Source organism: Aureliella helgolandensis, from assembly GCF_007752135.1.
Taxonomy (GTDB): Bacteria; Planctomycetota; Planctomycetia; order Pirellulales; family Pirellulaceae; genus Aureliella; species Aureliella helgolandensis.
The window spans coordinates 2,824,049-2,845,224 of the sequence record NZ_CP036298.1 but is presented as its reverse complement, the minus strand read 5'-3'; the positions used below and the strand labels follow the sequence as shown (position 1 = coordinate 2,845,224).

Annotated in this window: 17 protein-coding genes; 14 read left to right on the top strand and 3 right to left on the bottom strand. The window is 55.6% G+C overall.

What is annotated here, in order from left to right; genetic code table 11:
* Nucleotides 1-69 precede the first annotated feature (69 nt).
* Entirely contained in the window at nt 70-3,369 is a 3,300-nt protein-coding gene (locus tag Q31a_RS10185) for a PVC-type heme-binding CxxCH protein (RefSeq protein ID WP_145077200.1), read from the top strand.
* 306 nt (nt 3,370-3,675) lie between these two features.
* Here Q31a_RS10185 and Q31a_RS10180 read toward each other — a convergent pair whose 3' ends face one another.
* Entirely contained in the window at nt 3,676-3,936 is a 261-nt protein-coding gene (locus Q31a_RS10180; protein WP_145077198.1) for a hypothetical protein, read from the bottom strand.
* Nucleotides 3,937-4,055: 119 nt separating this feature from the next.
* Nucleotides 4,056-4,214, bottom strand: a complete 159-nt coding sequence (locus Q31a_RS30110; protein ID WP_197356604.1) for a hypothetical protein — start codon at nt 4,212-4,214, stop codon at nt 4,056-4,058.
* A gap of 1,079 nt (nt 4,215-5,293) precedes the next feature.
* Between Q31a_RS30110 and Q31a_RS10175 the strand changes: the two genes are divergently transcribed.
* The 5 genes from Q31a_RS10175 to Q31a_RS10155 all read left to right on the top strand — a co-directional run bounded on the left by Q31a_RS10175 (nt 5,294) and on the right by Q31a_RS10155 (nt 9,694).
* Nucleotides 5,294-5,677, top strand: coding sequence for a GxxExxY protein (locus Q31a_RS10175; protein ID WP_145077196.1), 384 nt, complete (start codon nt 5,294-5,296; stop codon nt 5,675-5,677).
* Nucleotides 5,678-6,548: 871 nt separating this feature from the next.
* A complete protein-coding gene (rpe, locus tag Q31a_RS10170) occupies nt 6,549-7,241 on the top strand; it encodes a ribulose-phosphate 3-epimerase (protein WP_145077194.1) in 693 nt (230 codons plus the stop codon).
* A 24-nt stretch (nt 7,242-7,265) separates the two neighbouring features.
* The gene (locus Q31a_RS10165; protein ID WP_145077191.1) at nt 7,266-7,862 is read left to right on the top strand and encodes a histidine phosphatase family protein; all 597 of its coding nucleotides are present in this window, start codon (nt 7,266-7,268) and stop codon (nt 7,860-7,862) included.
* A 26-nt stretch (nt 7,863-7,888) separates the two neighbouring features.
* The gene (gene accD / locus Q31a_RS10160; protein WP_197356602.1) at nt 7,889-8,752 is read left to right on the top strand and encodes an acetyl-CoA carboxylase, carboxyltransferase subunit beta; all 864 of its coding nucleotides are present in this window, start codon (nt 7,889-7,891) and stop codon (nt 8,750-8,752) included.
* A gap of 9 nt (nt 8,753-8,761) precedes the next feature.
* On the top strand, nt 8,762-9,694 hold the full coding sequence (locus Q31a_RS10155) for a serine/threonine-protein kinase (protein ID WP_145077189.1): 933 nt from the start codon (nt 8,762-8,764) through the stop codon (nt 9,692-9,694).
* 45 nt (nt 9,695-9,739) lie between these two features.
* Here the strand turns inward: Q31a_RS10155 and Q31a_RS10150 are convergent, their stop codons facing one another.
* Complete coding sequence (locus Q31a_RS10150) at nt 9,740-11,269, bottom strand: phytoene desaturase family protein (protein WP_145077187.1); 1,530 nt, start codon at nt 11,267-11,269, stop codon at nt 9,740-9,742.
* Between the two features lie 363 nt (nt 11,270-11,632).
* Between Q31a_RS10150 and Q31a_RS10145 the strand changes: the two genes are divergently transcribed.
* The 8 genes from Q31a_RS10145 (at nt 11,633) to Q31a_RS10110 (ending at nt 21,148) form a co-directional block, all read left to right on the top strand.
* Complete coding sequence (locus tag Q31a_RS10145) at nt 11,633-13,108, top strand: hypothetical protein (RefSeq protein WP_145077185.1); 1,476 nt, start codon at nt 11,633-11,635, stop codon at nt 13,106-13,108.
* Nucleotides 13,109-13,697: 589 nt separating this feature from the next.
* Nucleotides 13,698-14,423, top strand: coding sequence for a helix-turn-helix transcriptional regulator (locus Q31a_RS10140; RefSeq protein ID WP_197356600.1), 726 nt, complete (start codon nt 13,698-13,700; stop codon nt 14,421-14,423).
* Between the two features lie 33 nt (nt 14,424-14,456).
* Nucleotides 14,457-15,458 (top strand): lysophospholipid acyltransferase family protein, encoded by a 1,002-nt coding sequence (locus Q31a_RS10135; RefSeq protein ID WP_145077181.1) that lies wholly within the window; start codon nt 14,457-14,459, stop codon nt 15,456-15,458.
* Nucleotides 15,459-15,468: 10 nt separating this feature from the next.
* Nucleotides 15,469-17,088 (top strand): SLC13 family permease, encoded by a 1,620-nt coding sequence (locus tag Q31a_RS10130; protein WP_145077179.1) that lies wholly within the window; start codon nt 15,469-15,471, stop codon nt 17,086-17,088.
* Nucleotides 17,089-17,261: 173 nt separating this feature from the next.
* Nucleotides 17,262-18,329: an NAD(P)/FAD-dependent oxidoreductase gene (locus Q31a_RS10125; protein WP_145077177.1), complete on the top strand. Its 1,068-nt coding sequence runs from the start codon at nt 17,262-17,264 to the stop codon at nt 18,327-18,329.
* A gap of 99 nt (nt 18,330-18,428) precedes the next feature.
* Complete coding sequence (gene asnS / locus Q31a_RS10120) at nt 18,429-19,808, top strand: asparagine--tRNA ligase (protein WP_145087086.1); 1,380 nt, start codon at nt 18,429-18,431, stop codon at nt 19,806-19,808.
* A gap of 20 nt (nt 19,809-19,828) precedes the next feature.
* A complete protein-coding gene (locus Q31a_RS10115; protein ID WP_145077175.1) occupies nt 19,829-20,188 on the top strand; it encodes a diacylglycerol kinase in 360 nt (119 codons plus the stop codon).
* Between the two features lie 9 nt (nt 20,189-20,197).
* The gene (locus Q31a_RS10110) at nt 20,198-21,148 is read left to right on the top strand and encodes an AAA family ATPase (RefSeq protein ID WP_145077173.1); all 951 of its coding nucleotides are present in this window, start codon (nt 20,198-20,200) and stop codon (nt 21,146-21,148) included.
* Nucleotides 21,149-21,176 lie beyond the last annotated feature (28 nt).

Below are 21,176 nucleotides of genomic sequence, written 5' to 3'. Positions count from 1 at the left end.
AATTGCCTGGTAGCGTGCCGCACAACTTGGCCTTGGTTCCAACGGCTACTGTGCTTCTGGGTAGCATTGTTGGCCATTTCCTGCGCGGTTCAGGAGCCCCCAATTGCATCAGCCGATGAGACCGAAACGGAGAGTGGTGACGGCAGCTTGGCCGCCGATAGGCCGGTCGAGGCCTCGGAGGAGGGCGCTTTGGCGGTCGGAAGCTTCCGAAAGCCCGAGGGATGGGAAGTTAAACTGTGGGCGGCCGAACCCGAGCTCGCGAATCCCGTTGCCATGTATGTCGACGATTCGGGGCGAGTTTTTGTATGCGAGTCGTTTCGACAAGATCGCGGCGTGACTGACAATCGAGGACATGACAACGAGTGGTTGCTCGCCGATTTGGCGTCCCAATCCGTCCAAGATCGAATCGATTACCACTTGCGTTTACTCGGCTCCGAAGCAGCCGAATACACGGCCCACGATGACCGCATTCGTCGTCTGGAGGACACCAACGGAGATGGAGTCGCCGATCGCGCCACCGTGTTTGCCGACGGCTTCAACCGGCTTGAAGAAGGTACTGGGGCGGGCGTCTTGGTGCGCGGCGACGACGTCTACTTTACCTGCATTCCTAAGCTTTGGCTGATGCGAGACCGAGATGACGACGGTGTGGCGGACAGCCGCGAGGCACTCCAAGACGGCTACGGAGTGCGAGTGGCCTTCCGAGGGCACGATTCCCATGGCTTGATCATTGGCCATGACGGTCGACTCTATTTCAGCATCGGAGATCGTGGCTACAACATTCAAACCGAGGATGGCCAGCTGAAGAACACCGAGAGCGGGGCCGTTTTCCGCTGCGAATTGGACGGTTCGAATCTAGAGGTTTTTGCCACAGGACTCAGGAATCCTCAGGAACTAGCCTTCGATGATTACGGCTATCTCTTCACGGGAGATAACAACTCCGACAGCGGAGACAAGGCTCGTTGGGTCAATGTGATGGAAGGTGGTGATACCGGTTGGCGGATGATGTATCAATACTTGCCCGATCGAGGCCCCTTCAACCGCGAGAAGATCTGGCATCCCTTTTCTGAGGAAACACCTGCCTACATCGTGCCTCCCATCGAGAACATTAGCGACGGTCCCTCTGGCTTGAGCTGCTACCCTGGAACAGGGCTTACTGGTGATTTCGCCAATTGCTTCTTTCTAGTCGACTTCCGCGGCGGCGCCAGCAACAGTGGTATTCGCTTAATTCGCACCCAGCCCAAGGGGGCATTCTGGGAAGTTGAACGCAGTGAACAACCCATCTGGAACATCCTGGCCACCGACGCACAATTCGGCCCGGATGGAGCCCTGTGGGTCTGCGACTGGGTCAATGGCTGGGTGGGGGAAGGCAAAGGGAGGATCTACCGCTTCTTCGACCCGAAGGCTCAGCAGCAAGAGGTTGTTCGCGAAGTGAAATCCTTGCTAGGAGCTGGTTTCACCGAACTCCCCCAGACACGACTCAACGAACTCCTTAGCCACCTGGACCGACGCATTCGATTGGAGGCCCAGTGGGAGTTGGCGCATCGCGGAGAAATTGCAGGTATGCTTGCGCTGCTTCAAGATTCCGCGGCTGGCACGCTGCCTCGGCTTCATGCCACCTGGGGACTTGGCCATGCAGCCAGACTCACACCAGAACTGGTCGATCAAGTCATCCCTGCAATTCGCGTTGCCCTGTCGGATACGGACCTGGATGTGCGAGCGGCGGCAGCCAACGTGGCTGGCGATCTGCAGTTGCGTGCCCTCAGTGCACAAATTGTTGAACACATCGCTGATACGGAACCTCGCGTGCAGTACGCGGCATGTCTGGCTTCCGGAAAGCTCGGTTTAGCGTCTGCCATCGCACCGGTTTGCGACATGTTGGAAAACAATCAAGATCGAGACCCCGGCTTGCGACATGCTGGCATCATGGCCTTGGCAGGTCTACCTCAGACCCAGGATATCGTCGCTTTGGCTAAGCACGCGTCGCGATCGGTGCGGCTGGCGGCAGTGGTTGCACTTCGCAAACGCAATGCGCCAGAAATCCGCGCGTTCCTCGGGGACGCCGATATCGGAGTTGTTACCGAAGCGGTGCGAGCCATTCACGATGTCGAGGAGTTGCACGAACTGCTTCCCAACATCGCCGCTCTCGAGTTGGGATCGTCTAGCCCCAGCCCGTTAGTTCACCGCGTACTGAACGCGAACTTCCGTCTCGGTGGCGCTGGTGCTGCAGCACAGGTCTTGCACTATGCGGTCGGAAAAAGTCATCTGTTGGACATGCGCGTCGAGGCGGTAAAAATGTTGGCGTCGTGGGGCACACCTGGCAAGCTGGATCGAGTGATGAATCGCTTTGCCCCCCTAGAGGATCGCGCCGATCTTGACGCTGCCGCAGAACTGGAGAATGCATTTACCGAACTGCTCGCTGGCCCTGCCAAACTGCGCGACGCAGTGCTGGAAGCCGCCGTGACTCTTAAGCTAGAAAACGTCGCGGCCCGCCTGCGCGATCTAGTGGTTGATCGCGAGAATCCTGACAAACTCCGTCGCCTAGCCCTGATCGGTTTTGTGGCGTTGAACCAACAAGAATCGGAGGTATTGCTGAAGCGTTTAATCACGGACAAGACGCCTTTGGTGCGTGCCGAAGCTGTCAAACAACTCGCCGGAATCGCGCCCGAGAAAGCCACAGGAGCACTTGAGAAGGGAATCCAGTCAGAGGTTGCGATCGAACGGCAAATGGCCTGGGACACGCTGGCCTCGATCGAATTACCAGAAGCAAACGCGTTGATCGAACAGGGGCTAGAGGATTACTTGAAAGGCAACCTTCCTCCCGACGTGTGGCTCAACGTCCTTGAGGCTTCCAAGGATCGCGTCGGTGAATCGCTCTCAGATGCGTTGAGTCAGTTTGCGAAGGCACAAACCGAAGCTCAACCGCTCGAGGAATACAGAGCCGTGCTCGCGGGCGGAGATCGAGAGCGTGGAGAGCTGTTGTTTATGACCAAAACCGAACTGTCGTGCGTCCGCTGCCACCGCGTGGGCGAGGTCGGCGGAGAGGTTGGTCCGGAGCTCACCAAGACCGCCGCAACCAAAGATGCACGCTACCTGCTAGAAGCCATCGTCAGCCCCGACGCCAAAATTGCCGAGAACTTCGAAACCGTAGTTCTTCTGATGGATGATGACAGTGTTGTCTCGGGAATCTTACGCAGTGAGACCGACGAAGAACTGGTGTTGATGGACGCGGAAGGAAAATCAATCTCAGTCGATCCGGCTGAGGTGATTGCACGCAAGAAGGGCCAATCCTCCATGCCTGCGGATCTCGTCAAAAAGATGTCGCTTCGCGAATTGCGAGATCTACTCGCCTATTTGAACTCGCTCAAGTAGTTTCGCGGCGGCCCGTTTTTCACTGGGTAGCGTCTCTCTGAGACGCTGCCCAAACCGGCTGCAGTGCTCAGGCAAAGCCCCTGTTCCCCATGTACCGGCCAGCACTTTTCCCTGTCCAAGCAGCTTGTTGAATTGGTTGAATCTTCAATCCAAGGCTAAAAGCGCACGCCGCCGAGGTTTGCTGCAGCGACGAAACTGGCCTCGCTTACCGGCTGGTTGAAATAGTAGCCCGCAGCGTGCGCAACGAATGCTGGTTTCCGTTACATGCCAATTAGGGCAACGACCTACTCAGTAGAACGGAAATCGCTAATTCTTTTCCGACAGCAGCTGAGCCACCAATTCAGGCTTATCTTGCTCCCGCAGATGAGCGATATGGGCGGCAGGAACGCCCGCTTTTTCCATGTTCTTAACCAGCGAATCCCAAACTTTCTCCCGCTTCTTCCCCTCGGTGAGGTACAGCTCCGTCACCAGCTCCTGGGCGCGTTGCAATGCGATTGAATCGCGGTTGTCGTAGTACCGCTTGATAACGCCTTGCTGGAACCTGGAGAAATTTTTCCCTGACGACATAGGTGGAGCTCTTCGGGTATTGGTTTTTATCTAATTAGAGTACTTCCAATCACTTTATCGACTACGGAGTCGATTAATCAAGCTCAAATGCATCCCAGATGCCCCTTCCCCACCGGAGCTTAGCGGTCCACCCGACGAGCTAAACCGGACGCCTCCCCCACTAAAACAGAATGCTCCTGTTCCGCTCGCATTTCGCTAGACAGAATTGCGCGCAGTCCACAAGCCTGAGGCATTTCACTCAGAGCCTCAAGGGGAGAAATATAGACACGATTTGTCATCTTTCGTCGCTCCCTATTCTTTGCGGCTTAGCGGCTTGGCGCGAAATTTATAGCAATTTAGTGACGCACACTTACCTGCTTCTAGGATGGAGGCACCTCGCGAGATCAAGCCCCTGTGCTCAGCTTCGACTAGCCGACTTGGCATCCGCTGCAAGTTCCTCAAAGGCTTCCGGCAACTCAGCGCAAAGTCCAACCAGACAGTTTGGTATCGCGCAAAGCCGCTAAGACGCAAAGGGAAGAAGAGGAAAGTATCGTCCGAATTCCACGTAGTACTTAGCTTCCATATTCTTTGCGGCTTGGCGGCTTGGCGCGAAATCCATAACTATTCAGTGACGCTCCGTTTGCTGCATGCAGAGTGGGGCCACCACGCGGGATTAAGCCGCTGCGGGCAGTTTCGGACGGACGGCTCGGAATCCGCTGCAAGTTCCTCAAAAGCTTCCGGCAACTCAGCACAAAGTCCAAACGGACAGTTTGGTGTCGCGCAAAGCCGCTAAGACGCAAAGGGAAAAAGTCGAAAGAATCGTCCGAATTCTACATAGTCCTTCGCTTCCATATTCTTTGCGGCTTGGCGACTTGGCGCGAAATCCATAACTATTCAGTGACGCTCCTTTTGCTGCATGCAGAGTGGGGCCACCACGCGGGATTCAGCCTCTGCGGGCAGTTTCGTTGGAACAGCTCGGAATCCGCAGCAAGTTCCTCAAAAGCTTCCGACCACTCAGCACGAAGTCCAACCAGACAGTTTGGTGTCGCGCAAAGCCGCTAAGACGCAAAGGGAAGAAAGAGGAAAGTATCGTCCGAATTCCACGTAGTACTTAGCTTCCGTATTCTTTGCGGCTTGGCGCGAAACCCATCGGAATTGAAAAACACTCACGTTGCTACATTCCAAATGGGACGCTCCGCGAGAGTCTGGAGTCAACGATAGCTCCCTGCAATGGAAGGCTTCCATTGTCGAGCTGAATTTTAATTATTTGGGCTGCGCAACGTCTATTTTCCGCTCGGTTCCTGAGCTTGGTATCCTGGAAACGGACAGGTTTCGTGAGAAACGGCTCAGATTCTTAGGCAAGACTGGGACAGCAATAATGACAGAAAACGAGATTGCTACAGTCGTGGTAGATACTTCCCTGAAAGTGCATCGCGCTTTGGGCCCCGGATTGCTGGAGTCAGCGTATGAAGTCGTGATGGCCAGAGCATTGCGAAAACGTGGACTGCACGTAGAACGCCAAGTGATGGTGCCAATTCTGTGGGATGACGAAACTATCGACGAAGGCTTCCGGGCAGATCTGATCGTTGGCGAGAAGCTGATTATCGAGCTGAAATCTGTCGAGAGACTCGCAAGAGTACATGTCCGGCAGTTACTCACCTACCTGCGACTGACCGACCGCAAACTTGGGTTGCTAATGAACTTCAACGAAGTATTGATCAAAGATGGCATCCACCGAGTCGTCAACGGACTGAAGGAATAGGATTCATCCTCCGGCTTTGCTTCGCCGCTTATCGCAGCCCCAGCCAATCAACCGGCCTCCCTGAGAGCCCCTTTGACGCAGAGGAAGAAGGCAAAGATGAGGAGTGTTCAAGACAGAATGAGCATTGACGACGGGTGCACGGAGGCATTCGATGCTTGAGACGCATCCGTAGGTGCCCACGACTACCTCAGCTCGCCAGTCGACTCGGCATTTGCTTACTAACACACACAGCACCTAGGCACGGCTAGCCCGCCAGTTGGGGCGAATCGCGTCTCGAAGCTTGCTGTGCCTGCGGGAAACTCGAGCCGCCTCCGGCTTATGACTGACAAGCACCGCCCACCTGAGGGAGGGGCAAGCTTTCTGTAGTTCCATTCAAATGCCATTCGTCCACGGGCTGTTGATTTAATAGCGTCTTGAGTTTTAACATGCAGCTCGCCCCCCTAATCGCCCTACAGTGGCGTCCATCCATCCTTGCTGACGCGGCGGGTTAGTATTTCAACAGCCCGTCCAGCTGTGGGCTACTCTTTTCCGCAGTCTTGCATGTTGCAAAGCATAATCCCGCACGACCTAACCTGTTCTGACTGGACTCCCGGAAAAGCAGCGGAACTACCGAGCCATACGTAAACTAGGAGAGCTGCGTCATTCGCTCTCCTCAGACGACTGCTGGGGCCTGCCCAGAAAATCGACAATTCCGTCGCATTCGGGCGAATCGTGCAAAGCCCACAATTGGCTCTGAAGCACCACAAAACGGGGCACAATGGAGCGAAAAACGGGATATCCCCCGTTCCCGCCGCCAGGCAGCATCAGGATATTGCTAGCGATTGCGTGTACACCTCTTGCGTTTCTACGCCGTCCGATCAAGATTGGCGGAATGGACGTATCTCGACAAGCCGAAGCCGTGCAAAAGCTTCGTGACGAACAAGCAATCATCCTCCCCAGCCTGCTGCAGTGCGATTTCGGAAATCTGCAGCGCGAGATTCACTCGTTGGAAGAAGCGGGCGTACGGGGATTTCACTTGGACGTGATGGATGGACATTTCGTGCCCAATCTGACGTATGGAATGCCCATCGTTGAAGGGGTTCGCAAATTAACCAGCTTGCCGATTGACGTACACCTCATGATTTCCGAGCCAGCCAAGTATGTCCGCCAATTTGCGGATGCTGGTGCTGACTCACTGACTGTCCACGCTGAGATCGAGCAGGATACGTCCGAAGTACTGAAGATGATTCGCCAATTGGGCGTGGGAGTTGGGCTAGCAATTAACCCAGCCACTTCGTTCGAGTCGGTGGAGTCGTTATTGCCTCTGTGTGATTTGCTGTTACCAATGAGTGTGAATGCTGGCTTTGGAGGTCAGCAATTCAACCCAGTAGCACTTGAAAAACTCAGGCAAGCACGCCACAACTTCCCCGACTTGCTGTTGGAAGTAGATGGTGGCGTCAACATTGGTACGATTGCAGATTGCTATTCAGCTGGAGCCACCTTATTTGTCGTTGGCTCGGCTATTTTTGGACAGGATGACTATCGACAAGCCTTGGAAGGCTTGACGGCGGCCATAGGACTGTAATTCCTCTTCTTTGTGCGAGTTTGCATGTTAGAAATTCTGTTGATACGTCCCGGCTCAACCACCTTCGATCAAGAAGGGCGGATTAAGGGGGCATTAGACATCCCGCTGAGCGAACAGGGACATCGTCAAGCGGAGGCTTTGGCGCGGGAACTGGAAGAGGTGTCCCTGGATTGCTTGTACGTCGCCCCGTGCGAGTCGGCTCAGCAGTCGGCGGTCGAGATCCGTAAACTGAACCCCTGTAAGCAAAAGACGCTTGATTGTTTACGCAACATGGACCACGGCCTGTGGCAGGGGAAATTGTTGGCGGACGTCAAGCGACTGCAGCCCAAAGTCTATCGACAATTCCAAGATCACCCGGAGGACGTCTGCCCCCCGCAGGGCGAGACCATCGACGGCGCATTGGGACGCATCGAAGCGACCGTAGCCAAGCTGTTAAAGCGTCACCGCAAGGGCCGTATCGGGATCTTGGTCCCACAGCCACTAGCGGCTGTCGTGCGTTACGCCATCCTCGGTGGCAGCCTCGGCGACATGTGGAAGTGCGAGCTTGATTTTGGTACCTTCGAGGCGCTGGATGTCTCTGACGGTTCAGCCACGAGTGTGGTAGGCTTGGCGACCGCGTAACCATTCCAGCGTATTCCAGTGGGTGCATGATGGCCACAATCGATCCGAATTTGAATATCGCTCCGCTAACAGAAACTGGGCGCAAGTCACTCAAGCGTCCCGTTCCCGATGGAGTGTGGCAGAAATGCCCCGGCTGTTTAGCGACGATCTACCGCAAGGCGGCGGAACGCCTGCAGAACGTCTGCCCCAAGTGCGAGTACCACTTCTATGTCCCTGCTGCGATGCGAATCGCGCAGGTCTTGGATGAAGGTACGTTCCAAGAGTGGGACGAGCAATTGCGGTCTACGGACCCTCTCCAATTCTCAGACAAGAAACGCTATGCAGACCGGTTAGTCGACGAGCAGAAGCGAACCGGACTGAGTGACGCAGCCCTCACCGGCTGTGGCATGATTCGTGCGAGGCGTGTCGCTATAGGCGTCACCGACTCCGCGTTTATCATGGGCAGCATGGGATCGGTAGTCGGAGAGCGACTCACGCGAATGGTCGAACGCGCCACGGCACAATCGTTGCCAGTGATCATTATTAGTGGTTCGGGCGGTGGAGCCCGCATGCACGAAGGAATCCTGTCGCTGATGCAGATGGCCAAAGTGTCCGCCGCGCTATCTCGCTTCCACGGGGCTGGCGGGTTGTACATTTCGGTGCTCACCAACCCAACCATGGGAGGTGTTGCAGCCAGTTTTGCGTCACTCGGTGACTTGGTGTTTGCGGAGCCTAAAGCCCTCATTGGATTCGCGGGCCCGCGGACGATTAAGGCCACGATCAAAATCGAACTACCAGCCGGCTTCCAAACTAGTGAGTTTTTGTTGGAACATGGTTACATTGACAGAATTGTCGACCGTAGCCGGCTGAAGAATGAGATCGCCAGGGCTATCGATTACTGTGGAAAGTAAGCAGATCGTATGGGATTTCTGGATAAACTAGGATTCGGCCGCAAGGCCTCCGGCGCTGGCAAATCGGGCGGCAACAAGGGCGAGAGCCTGAAGTCGAACAAACGCGTTGACATTGAAGCCCGCTTCGAAAAGAAAAAGACGGCCGTCAGCGGTACGATGAGCAAGTTTTACGCCGCTCGCGACCGCGAAACCGACCAATTGGTAGGACTCAAGCTGTGCGACCTCGAAAAGTTCAGTTTTTTTGAGAGTCGCTTCCGGGGAATGAACAAGCCGAGTGAGGGAGAAATCTCGGCCCAAATGATTCACCCCAATATTGCCAAGACTCTTGAGTACGGTCTGACCACGAACAAAGAACCCTACTTAATCATGGAGTTTATTGACGGCCCTGGGCTGAATAACCTTATCCAAAATAAGGATACGGAACGTTTGGCCGACCATCGACTGTCGCTCATGCGGCAAATGGCTGAGGCGCTGCAATATGTCCATAAGAAAGGGTTCATCCACCGCGATATCTGCCCTCGCAATTACATCTGCTCGACCGATATCGAGCATATCAAGCTGATCGATTTTGGCTTGACGGTCCCTGCCACCGAGCCGTTCATGCGGCCTGGAAACCGAACGGGCACTCCCCTATACATGGCTCCCGAAATTGTCCGCCGGCGGCCCACCGACCAGCGATTGGATATCTTCGCTTTCGGTATCTCTTGCTACCAACTAATGACCTTTGACTTCCCATGGCCGGGTGGTGAGGTGAGCGGGTTGGCCGCGCTCAATCATGACACATCGAAGCCACGCGACATCCTTGGAATGCGGCCAGATTTGAATCGCAGTTTGGCGAATCTCATTATGCAGTGCGTCCAGCCCGACGCTCAGGACCGCGTCCAAACGATGGACCAACTCCTATCGACACTGCGTAGTATCCCTAGCGAGACCAACACTTAGCAGCGGAGAAAGCGGAAATCCTCTGGCTGCAAGCGTCTAAGCTGCCTACACAGCCTGGCAATCTTGATCCAGCGCATCTGCGGCGATCCATCCACTCATGAGAACCATGGGCATGCCTGGACCTGGGTGTGCGGCGCCGCCTGCTAGATAGAGCCCCTTCAGTTCGGGGCTGCGATTCGCACTCTTGAAGGCTCCCAGGTATTTGCCATGACTGGCTACCCCATAGATCGCGCCGTTCAACACCCGGTAGCGTGAGTGGATATCGGCTGGGGTAAGCGAGTGTTCAGATACGATCCGCTGCCGCAAACCATTGAGTCCCGCCGTCCGCTCCAGCTTATCCAAAATCACTTCCCGATACTCGGGCAGCAATTGGGACCAATCGTGGTTGGGTCGAAGATATGGCGTATGGACCAAGACGTACAAGGCTTCGCCCCCGTCAGGGGCAACAGCGGGTTCCGACACGGCAGGCGCACATACGTAACAGGTCGGATCAGGAGCCGGCAGGCCACGCTGGTAGATCCACTCGAATTCTTCATCGGGAGATTGCGAAAAGACAAAGTTGTGGTGTAACAAGTGCTCGTAGCGTTCTTTCAGGCCAAGGTACAGGACTACGCCCGAGCAGGCCGGTTCGATATCTCGCTTGCGAGAAAGCCGCGATGGTGCCGGATGCTCGCGCAGCAATTCTCGGTGAGTCCGCACCGCGTCGCAGTTGGAAACAACGGCCTGAGCTTGAATCGCCTCGCCACTCGTCAGCTCGACGCCCACCACGCTGTTTCCTGCCGTTCGAATTTGAGCGACATCGCAGCTCATCCGAAACTCAACCCCCAGCTCTTGCGCAAGTTTGATCAGCGCATCAGGAATTGCCCGGGTTCCTCCCAGCGGATACCAAATCCCCTCCTGCGTTTGCATGTGGGCAATTCCACACAAAACAGCAGGAGACGCAGAGGGGCTCGAGCCTACATATTGAGTGAAATGGTCGACCATCTGTGCGGTGCGGGGATCAGCTAGATGGCTGCGGACGACCGAAGCGACTGAGCTTCCCATTCGCAACGACAGCACATCCTTGAGTACGGCAGCGCTAAACATACCTGTGGTGTCGAGGGTATCGCCAATGCCGCCCACGCTCTTCCAGAAAAAGAAGCGTTCCGAAACATCATGCAACCGGCGCGACATGGCCATAAAGCGGCCATAGCCCTCAGCAACTTGGGAATCACCGGTGAAAGTCTTCAGCGTCTCCTGCATCGTCGCGATGTCCGCGTGGAGGTCGAGCAATCCGCCGTCCTCGAAAAAGCAGCGCCACTGCGGATCCAAGGGGACGAGGTGCAGGTAATCTTCGAGCCGTTTGCCAGCCTCTTGAAACACGCGATGCAGCACGCTGGGCAAAGTCAGGATTGTAGGCCCCATGTCAAAGCGGAAGCCATCTTGCTCGAGAACCGCCGCTTTGCCGCCCAACCAATCGTTTTTTTCAAGCACGACGACCCGATGTCCACGCGCCGCTAAAACGCAAGCGGCAGACAAGCCGGCTAAACCACATCCAACGACCACGACTTGGTCCTTGAGTAATCGATCATGCATTTCTTGCGGACTTGAATCTAGTGGTTGACGATCAGCGGAAGTCATGTGCTGCTATTCTAGCAAGCGAGCCTAGTCCCCCAACCCTAGAGCCCCCCCTGCCAACGAATCTCATCCTCCAGCACAGCCGCCTAGCCCCCGTAGCATACACCCCCGTAGCATGGTCCCCCGGACCGTGGGCTCCCCCCGCAATCGAGCCTAACCTATCCATTTTTTTGCGAGCAGCCTCCCGCTGGGACGCTGGTACGGCTACAAGGCAAATGATCTTGATGAAAACTCTAGATTCTGCGAGAAGGTCCAGATACGGGATTTTTCCTGTTCGGAAAGCGAAGCGCTTCGGCACTCGCGAAATTTGTAGGTTGGTCAATGGCGTCTGATAGTTCCACGCTTGAAAAGCTCAGTCTGACATTCAAAGCTGAACCTGCGCCCGCGGTCCGTTCACGTTTTTCCCAGGACTGGTTAGCTTGGTGCCTCATCGGCTTAGCAATTGGAGCGGGTGGCTGGTGGCTGAGTCGCGACTTTCTGCGGGAGAATTTAGCCGCCCAGTTGGCCAATGCCACTCAGCGAGAAGAGGCGTTGATTGCCCTCGAAGGGTTGATCGCTCTGGACAAAGAGGCAAGCCTCGATATTGTCCGCGGATTGCAGAATCCGAATCGCGAAGTCGCCCGCGCCGCCTATCGCGCGTTGGATCTCCAAGTCACAAACCGTACATTGCCAGAAGCGGACCCGGCCAGTGCTGCCGCGTACTTGCTGCAACTCGCCAGCCGACTGGATGCGCTTCCTCCTACCACATCTGCCGATGGGTTGATGCTCTCCAGCGCGCTTGCGTTACGAATCCAAGCTTCCAACTGGATAGAACCGGCAGCGGTTGAGCTTTGCGAATCGATTGTCCAAAGGGCCTCGCAGGGACAGATACTCGAAGCCGAGCGCACCGCAGCCTTAATGCGGGCAGAAGCGGCAAACTCAAGCCAAGATGCGGAGGTGCAGCGGTTGAGCGACCGAATCAGCAACTTCACCGTGCCGCCCCCCTTGCAGCCCAATGCTAAAAATAGCGAGCTTCGAACGACGTCCGCCGAGATCGAATCCGCGCGGATCGACGAGCAGGGAAGCGAAGACGTCGCATTTCGCTTCAGCGACGACGCGGCCCCCACAGAAGACACATCCCAACCGCCAGCGTCCGCAGCTCAAGCCATCGATTCACTTTACAGCTCCACCGGTAATCCAGGAGCCAGAGTGCAGTTGATCGCCTCCCCGACACAGCCGCGTCAGGCGTCGTCACTATTTTCCGACTCAGGCACTTATGCCCCGCCCGTCAACGAAATGCGCCAGCTAGTCGCGACTCAACCTTCCCAGACAATCGCCACAGAGGCCTCGTCCCCAGGCCAGTACAGTGCGTCGTACAGTAGCTCGCCGCTCGCCAGCGACGAATCGCAATTGAGCTACATTCAGGACTTGGACTACGACGCCTTGGTGCGACTGCTAGGCAGTACTCAACCGCGGGTCGCGCAGACTGCAACCTTGGCCCTGCGAGCCAAAGGCATGCGCGACGAGCATATCGAATTGGCCTCCGAGCTGGCCACTTGCACTGCCGAACGTCGACTGGAGCTCACCCTGGAACTTTCGCGACGCACCGATCTTGATCCGCGGACTTGGTTGCTATGGATGGCGGAGGCCGGAGAAGTGGAAGTACGTCGTCAAGCCGTGGCACTGCTCAGTTCGATGGTAGATCGCGAAGTGCTCAGACGCGTGCGAGACCTATTGGCTCGTGAGCACGACCCGTCCGTCGTCAAAAACATGCGGCAACTTCTGCTGACTTCGGCGAGTCAGCCTTCTGGGCAATAATCTTTCCCTTGCGACAAAAAAACGCAGTGGCAGGGAACGGCCTATTGCGCAAGCGTAGTCTATCCTTGGAATAGGTGTCGCCAAACCGATCGCTCGATCATGGGACCCCACTGCGAACTAGCAGCCCTTGCGAGGGGCCCCCCCTCGCTCAGCTAGGTTTTGCAATGCATTAGGCTGGGAACACCTAAAGCGAGCAAGAAACGGCGTGGCACCGACAGGATGGCTTGGGCGAGAGTTGGGCTAGTTGCGGCTGGCGATGCAGCGCCTCAGTGCACGGTGCTGGGACAAGATCGAGCACCGAAGTTGGGGGCCCCAAAAGAGACTTAGAAGGGTTCTAACGATAGATCCGGTTGGCGGCTATAATTCCGCTCACGGCGTGCGGAAACCCGCAAATAGTGTTTGCTAGACAGGGCATTATGTCGAAGACTAGTTTTAGGTTACACCTCTTCATCCAAAATGTGTGTAGCTTAGAACTCGCTGCCCCTGAGTTCAGAGAGGAGTTGGCGGTGAAATCCACCGCCGCTCCCTCTTTTTCTTCGCTTCGCCTCTCCAGATGATATCAGTCCGCGTTAAAGCGAAGGTGATTAGATTGGTTGGTAATGTTGACAAGGTGGCGGTCCTAGATGGCCCTCCGCAGCCCGGAAGTTCTCTGGCAGACGAGGGAGTCCAACTGGTTCGAGCCATTGCTTCTGCGGTTACGTCGCTGTCGGACCTGCGTTCGGTGATCGAGCCAAGTCAGAACTGCGTCTATATTAAGTCAGCAGACGGTCAGATATTGTTCACCAACTCGAACCACGACCGTGTGTTCGGAAGCGGTGCGACTTCAACTGGGCGCTATTCGAAAACATTCTTAGATGAGACGGTGGTCCCAGTCTCGGAACATTCAGATCGGTTGATCACCAATGGCTGCGCTTTTGTCCAATTCCAGAATCCGGGCAGAGATTCCAATGGGCAGATTGTCCTGCTCCAGACGGTCAAGTTCTCCTTGCTGGGCATCGGGCACCCCAAACTCGCCATTTTGGGAGTAACTGAAATCCTGGAAGTGGCCGAACAAGAGCCAAGTAAACGAGTCTTGAGCCTGTCCAGAAGCTGGCATATTTTCACGCAGCTTGACGAGCGTGATCGCAAATGTGCGGCAATGTTTGCCCATGGCGAGAAGACCAAAGCGATTGCCGAAAAATTTGGCGTTACCGACAAAACGATCGACAATCGCCGAGTGGGTATCCTGAAAGCCTTCGGATTGAACAACACCATGGAATTGACGCGACTTTTGTGTCGGCTGCAAGACAATGGGTTCTGCGACTTGGGGCTGTGACTGCCAAGCGACGATGGTAGTAGCGCAATCACCATGACATTGAAAACCGCCCAAAAGGTCAAGATCCCGCGTATTCGTGCGTTCTTTTTGGGTTGGTTCGTTTGGTTTGTGCGCAAGTATCTACGGCGGCACTTTCATAGTGTCGCTATCAACCGCGCCGCCCTGGGCAATGTCAATTGCGGGGCAAAGGCTGGAGTTCCGAGCCACTCCCAGCCAACGCGATCAGCTGGCACACTCCCACCGCTGGAAGCAGCAGGCGCCGAGCAGGTCGACAGGAGCCCCAGACTGACCATGGCACCTCAGGATTCCGTGATCGTCTACGCCAATCATGCGGCTTGGTGGGATCCATTGACCGCGATTTTCTTGTCATCAACCGTCCTTGCCGACTACCGCATGTTCGCGCCCATCGATGCTGAGGCGCTCAAGAAGTACCCCATCTTTGGCTCGCTAGGTTTTTTTCCAGTTGCCCAATCTAGCCTGGAGGGGGCTGCCGATTTCCTGCGAATCAGCCGAGCAATACTCCGTGAACCAGGCACCTCGGTGTGGGTAACTCCCGAGGGCCGCTTTGTCGATGCCCGCGACACGGAGGCTGAGCTAATGCCTGGTTTAGCGCATTTAGCGGTCAAGATGGTCAAGCGTTCGCGAGTTTCGGCAATGGGACAAGCTGGCGACGCGAAGCTGAATCGCGTGTGGATTCTGGCGGGTGCTGTCGAGTATACTTTTTGGGAGGAGCGCCAAGCGGAATTGCTGGTCTGGTTCTCCGAGCCGATCTGTTCGGACTGGCACGTGGCATCCCAGGAAATGGAAGACCCGCTCGATAAGCGTGAGTGGCAGCAGCGTTTGACAAGCTCGCTGCGAACCGCACAGGGCAAGTTAGCACAGGCCTCTACCGCCCGCGACTCCAGCCAGTTTGAGATTTTGCTGGGGAGCCAAGCAGGTACCTTCTTCGTGTACGATTGGTGGCGAAAAGGACGTGCGTGGCTACGTGGCCAACCACTGGATTTAGAGCATAGCGACAAATTGCAAAAAGATTGAAGGCAGCCCAATGCAGAGTCAAGCACCCGCGGATGAAACAGCTTCGGGGGGAACACTGCAGTGGATTGGCTTGTTCCTGGGTCCGATTCTGTGCGTAATATGCTTATACGCTTTGCCCGAGACGTTTGAGACCGTCGTCTCACCAGCGGAGTTCGGCGAGCCCGCAATGGAGTCGGGCGCTGTCCAACAAGTGCCGCCCTCACTTAAGACGGTGACGTTCTCCTGGGCGGGCAGAGCCACGTTGGCCGCCATGGTCTGGATGGGCGTGTGGTGGCTCACCGAAGCGCTCCACATTAGTGTCACCGCACTCTTGCCGATGGTGCTCTTTCCACTCCTCGGAATCGCGTCGATTCGGGACGCCTGCTTCCCATTCGCGGATCCGCTGGTCTTTCTGTACTTTGGCGGTTTCGTGCTCGCTATCTCAATGGAGCGATGGGGGTTGGGCAAACGCATTGCCTTGCATACGTTGAAGATTGTGGGAACCTCGGCCCCCAGCATGATTGCGGGATTTATGTTGGTGACCGCCGTCCTCAGCGCCTTTGTCTCCAATACGGCGACTACCGCCATGATGCTGCCCATCGCCCTCAGTGTCATTGCTTTGGTGAAACCTCAAACGTCACCTGGCCAAGCGGAAGGTCGCGGTGGAGAGCACTTTGGAACCTGTTTGCTACTTGCGATTGCCTACTCGGCATCGGTGGGAGGAGTCATGACCATTATCGGCACCCCCACCAATGCATTCTTGGTCGGCTTCCTGCGCGACAAGATCGCCACAGCGTACCGTCAAGACATCAGCTTTGTGGGTTGGCTACCGATCGGCGTTCCCTTTGCAATCGTCTTCCTGCCCATCATGTTCCTCATGTTAACGCGAGTTTTGTTCCCGATCGGCAAGGTGGCCATGCAGGGGGGCAAAGCCCTGATTGATCAAGAATTAGCGGAGCTAGGGAAGGTGCGGCGGGGAGAATGGAACACCCTCTGTGTTTTTAGTTTCGTGATCCTGCTGTGGATGTTGCGGCCGCTCCTAACCGACATCACCGTGACGGTCGACTCCAACACCTTGAAGCCACTTGCAAACCTGACCGATACTGGCATTGCAATGCTGGGCGCCTTCCTCTTGTTTCTCGTGCCGGTCAACGTTCAGAAACGCATCTTCACGATGGATTGGAAGAGTGCGGAACGCATGCCATGGGGCATCCTGTTCCTGTTTGGTGGTGGCCTGAGCTTGGCCGCCGCTATTCAAGCCAATGGGGTGGCAGAATTCATTGGCAGTCAAGCGAATCAGTTCGGCACACTCTCTCCGATCCTATTGGTATTGATCGTCACCACGGTCATTGTCTTTATGACCGAGTTAACTTCCAACGCGGCCACCACGGCTTCGCTGGTACCGGTCTTGGCCGCTCTGGCGCCCGGCCTGGGAGTCCATCCCTATCTCTTGATTGTGCCAGCAACCGTGGCCGCCAGTTGCGCGTTCATGTTGCCAGTAGCAACGCCTCCGAATGCCATTGTGTTTGGTTCCGGGGCGATCTCGGTTCCGCAGATGGTCCGCGCGGGCTTCCTACTCAATCTTATTGCCATCCTATTGGTAACACTTTTGACCATGTGGTTTATCCGGCCGTGGCTCGGTATTCCCTAGTGCTTCAGACGTCTGGGAAGTGTCAGCATTCAAGCCTATAATCCAGGGCTTCCAGAAGTCGAGAGGCCGGTGCTCCGCGGAGAACCTCGGTTGTCGTGCGTTGAGCAGTGGCCTACGATTCCTTAACGAAACATCGCATCAAACCACTTTTGATCCCAGGGAACTAAAGCACCATGAGTGAGATTGAACGAACGGTCATTATCGGTAGTGGACCTGCTGGCTGGTCTGCTGCCATCTATGCGGCTCGGGCCAATCTCAAACCGTTGTTGTTTGAAGGAACTGCCAAACCTGAGATGATCCCGCTGGGACAGTTGGCGTTTACCACCGAAGTTGAAAACTATGCCGGCTTTCCAGCCGGGAACATTCGCGCCTTCGTAGAAAGTGCCGTGGATTCCGATCGCCACTACAATTTGCCCCCCGCGCCAGCTGGGCATGAGAAGGATGGCCAACCGCACTATGCGGTACAGGGAATCGAGCTGATGGAGCTGATGAAGCAGCAGGCTCTGAATTTCGGCACGCGCGTCGTCGGCGACGATATCGTGGATGTCGACTTCTCCGGCGACATCCTGCGAGTCACCCCCGCGAATGGAGAGCCGATTGAAGCCCGCACTGTCATTATTGCTACCGGTGCGCGTGCCAATTACTTAGGACTCGAATCCGAAGAGAATTATAAAAATCGCGGAGTGAGCGCGTGTGCTGTTTGCGACGGTGCATTGCCGACCTACCGCCGCAAGCCATTGGCCGTCATTGGCGGGGGAGACACTGCCGTTGAAGAAGCGAGTTATCTGGCAAACTTGGACGGTGCCGACCGAATCTACCTCATTCACCGCCGCGATGAGTTGCGAGCTTCGAAGGTTATGCAGGACCGCGCTATGAACCATCCCAATATTGAATTGGTTTGGAACAGCACCGTCGAGGAAGTTTTGGGAGATGGCCAAAAAGTCACCGGTGTGCGACTGAAGAACACTCAGGACAATACGACCAGCGAACTGACCGTAGGAGGTATGTTCGTCGCGATTGGACATACCCCCAACACCGATTTCTTGCGTGGGAAATTGGAAATGAATAAGCAGGGCTATATTCAATGGGCCAAGCCGTTCCGCACGAACACGAGTGTAGCCGGAGTCTTCGCGGCTGGAGACGTGGCGGATGACTACTACCGGCAAGCCATTACGTCGGCTGGAACCGGTTGCATGGCTGCGTTAGACGCCGAGCGTTATCTGGCGGAAGCGGGACATTAGCCAGCTGGCGCTCTCGGTTTTCATGGAACGATTTCCTGCAACTTCTCTTGTTCAAAGTGAATGAATATGACGTCGAGTGGATCCAACGCGAGTCGATGGATGTCGGTGGTTGAAGCTCGCTCGGGCGAAGCCGTTGGACAAGAGATTGAAATTCGCGGGTGGGTACGCACCCGCCGCGATAGTAAGGGAGGATTTAGCTTCATCGAAGTCAACGATGGCAGCTGCCTCTCCAACCTGCAGATTGTGGCGGACGCTGCACTCGAAAACTACCAAACCGAAATCACCTCTTTGTCCGTCGGTAGTTCCATCGTCGCGCAAGGGGTGCTTCAAGCCAGCCAAGGGCAGGGACAGGCAACCGAACTCGCAGCCACAAGCGTGCGGTTGCTGGGGGACGCCCCAAGTGACTTTCCGCTTCAAAAAAAGCGGCATTCCTTCGAAAAACTGCGTGAATGGGCCCACCTCCGTCCACGCACTAATGCTTTTGGGGCAGTGGCTAGAGTTCGCAATTGCCTAGCCTACAGCATCCACCAGTTCTTTCAGGAAGAGCGTTTCTACTACGTAAATACGCCGATTATCACCGCCAGCGACTGCGAGGGCGCGGGCCAAATGTTTCGCGTCACCACGCTGCCACTCGATCAGGTGCCGCTGAAGGATGGCAAAGTCGACTTCGCCAAAGATTTCTTCGGCAAGGCGTCGTACCTGACCGTATCCGGTCAGCTAGAAGGCGAAATCTACGCCACGTCCCTCGGGCGTTGCTATACGTTTGGGCCTACGTTCCGTGCTGAGAACAGTCATACCAGCCGACACTTGTCGGAATTTTGGATGATCGAACCCGAAGCCGCATTTTTCGATCTGTCGGACAATATGGCGTTGGCGGAGCGTTTCATCAAACGCCTGCTGACGGATGTACTGTCGAAATGTGCAGAGGACATGAAGTTTTTCGACGAACGCATTCAACCCGGCGTTTTGGCTGCCCTCACCACGGTGAAGGAAAAACCATTCCAGCACATGAGCTATACCGAAGCGGTCGACATCCTCAAAAACTCGGGTGAAAAATTCGAGTATGCTATCGACTGGGGAGCCGATTTGCAGGCCGAGCACGAACGCTACCTAACGGAAAAGCATGTGCAGGGTCCGTTAATCTTGCATGACTATCCCAAGTCAATCAAGCCTTTCTACATGCGTTGCAATGAGGACGATCGCACCGTGGCAGCCATGGATGTCTTGGTGCCCCAAGTGGGTGAAATCATCGGTGGGAGCCAACGAGAAGAACGCTTAGATATCTTGTTGGAACGCATGCAACAGCTTGGTTTGTCGCAAGAGGAGTACTGGTGGTACGTAGATCTACGGAAATACGGCTCCGTACCCCACAGCGGATTTGGCCTCGGCTTTGAGAGGCTGGTGCAGTGGGTGACCGGCATGACCAATATTCGAGATTGCATTCCCTTCCCGCGCACCCCTGGTTCTGCCGAATTTTAATCGCAAGGGAACCGCTCTCGGTGGAACACTGGATTGCCAAGTTTCGAAACGCCGCCAAGGGGCTCCCGGCTGGAATGCTGGGGCAAAGCAGCTTTGCGGTGCACCTAGCCGTCTCCCTAGCGGTGGTGGCCTTAGCAATCTTGTTGGAATGCCAGATTTGGCAATGGTGCGTCTTGCTACTCTGCATGGCACTAGTGCTCTCTCTGGAGCTGATGAATTCCGCAGTGGAATCGCTGGCCAAAGGGCTGTGCAAGGAGCACAATGAACACGTTGGCCGCAGCCTAGACATCGCCAGCGGCGCAGTTCTCATCGCCAGTATCTTTGCGGCGATCGTCGGCTTGCTAGTCTTTGCGCAACAATATTCAGTGCGGTTTTGGTAGAGGTACCTGATGACGAACGTCAACGAATTGTCCAAACGCATCATTGGCAACGTCGAAAAAGCCATTGTGGGAAAGCGAAAGCAATTGGTCCTTTCGCTGGTAGCCTGGCTCTCTGGCGGGCACCTACTGCTGGAAGATGTTCCCGGAGTTGCCAAGACGATGCTGGCCCGGGCCCTCGCCATCAGCGTCGGAGCTAGCTTCAAACGCATCCAGTGTACCCCCGATCTACTCCCCACCGACATTACCGGTGCATCGGTGTTCAATCCTAAAGAGGTCCAATTCGAATTTCGACCAGGCCCGGTATTCACACAAATTCTATTGGCGGACGAGATCAACCGGGCAACTCCCCGAAGCCAGGCCGCTCTGCTGGAAGCCATGGCGGAGAGTCGGGTAAGCGTCGATGGTGTTACTCATGTATTGCCGCCCCCTTTCTTGGTCATTGCCACTCAAAACCCTGTAGACCACGAAGGAACATTTCCCCTACCTGAGGCGCAATTGGATCGCTTCCTTATGAAGTTTTCCTTAGGGTACCCCACGCAGGAGGAAGAGTTGCGGATGTTAGCATTGTTGCAACATTCGCACCCGATCGATGGATTGCAAGCCGTCGCTCAGGCTGATGAATTGGTCGCGGCACAAGCTCAGGTCCGAGAGATTTATGTGGATCCTAAAGTGCAACAGTACCTGCTTCAAATCGTGCACGATTCCCGACATCACGAGGCACTGGCATTAGGGGCGAGCCCCAGAGCGTCGATTGCGCTCTACCGCAGTGGTCAGGCAATGGCCGCGATACTGGGGCGTAGCTATGTAACCCCCGACGACATCAAGAAACTCGTGGGAGCCGTCGTTGGTCATCGCCTGTTGCTCAAACCTGAAAGCCGTTTGCGAAGAATTACCGCGGAGCAGGTTTTGGAAGAGATTGTCTCAGAAATCGCCGTCCCAACGATCACAGCTCGTGCCTAAGCTGGCTAGCGGGATTGCTAGAGCATCT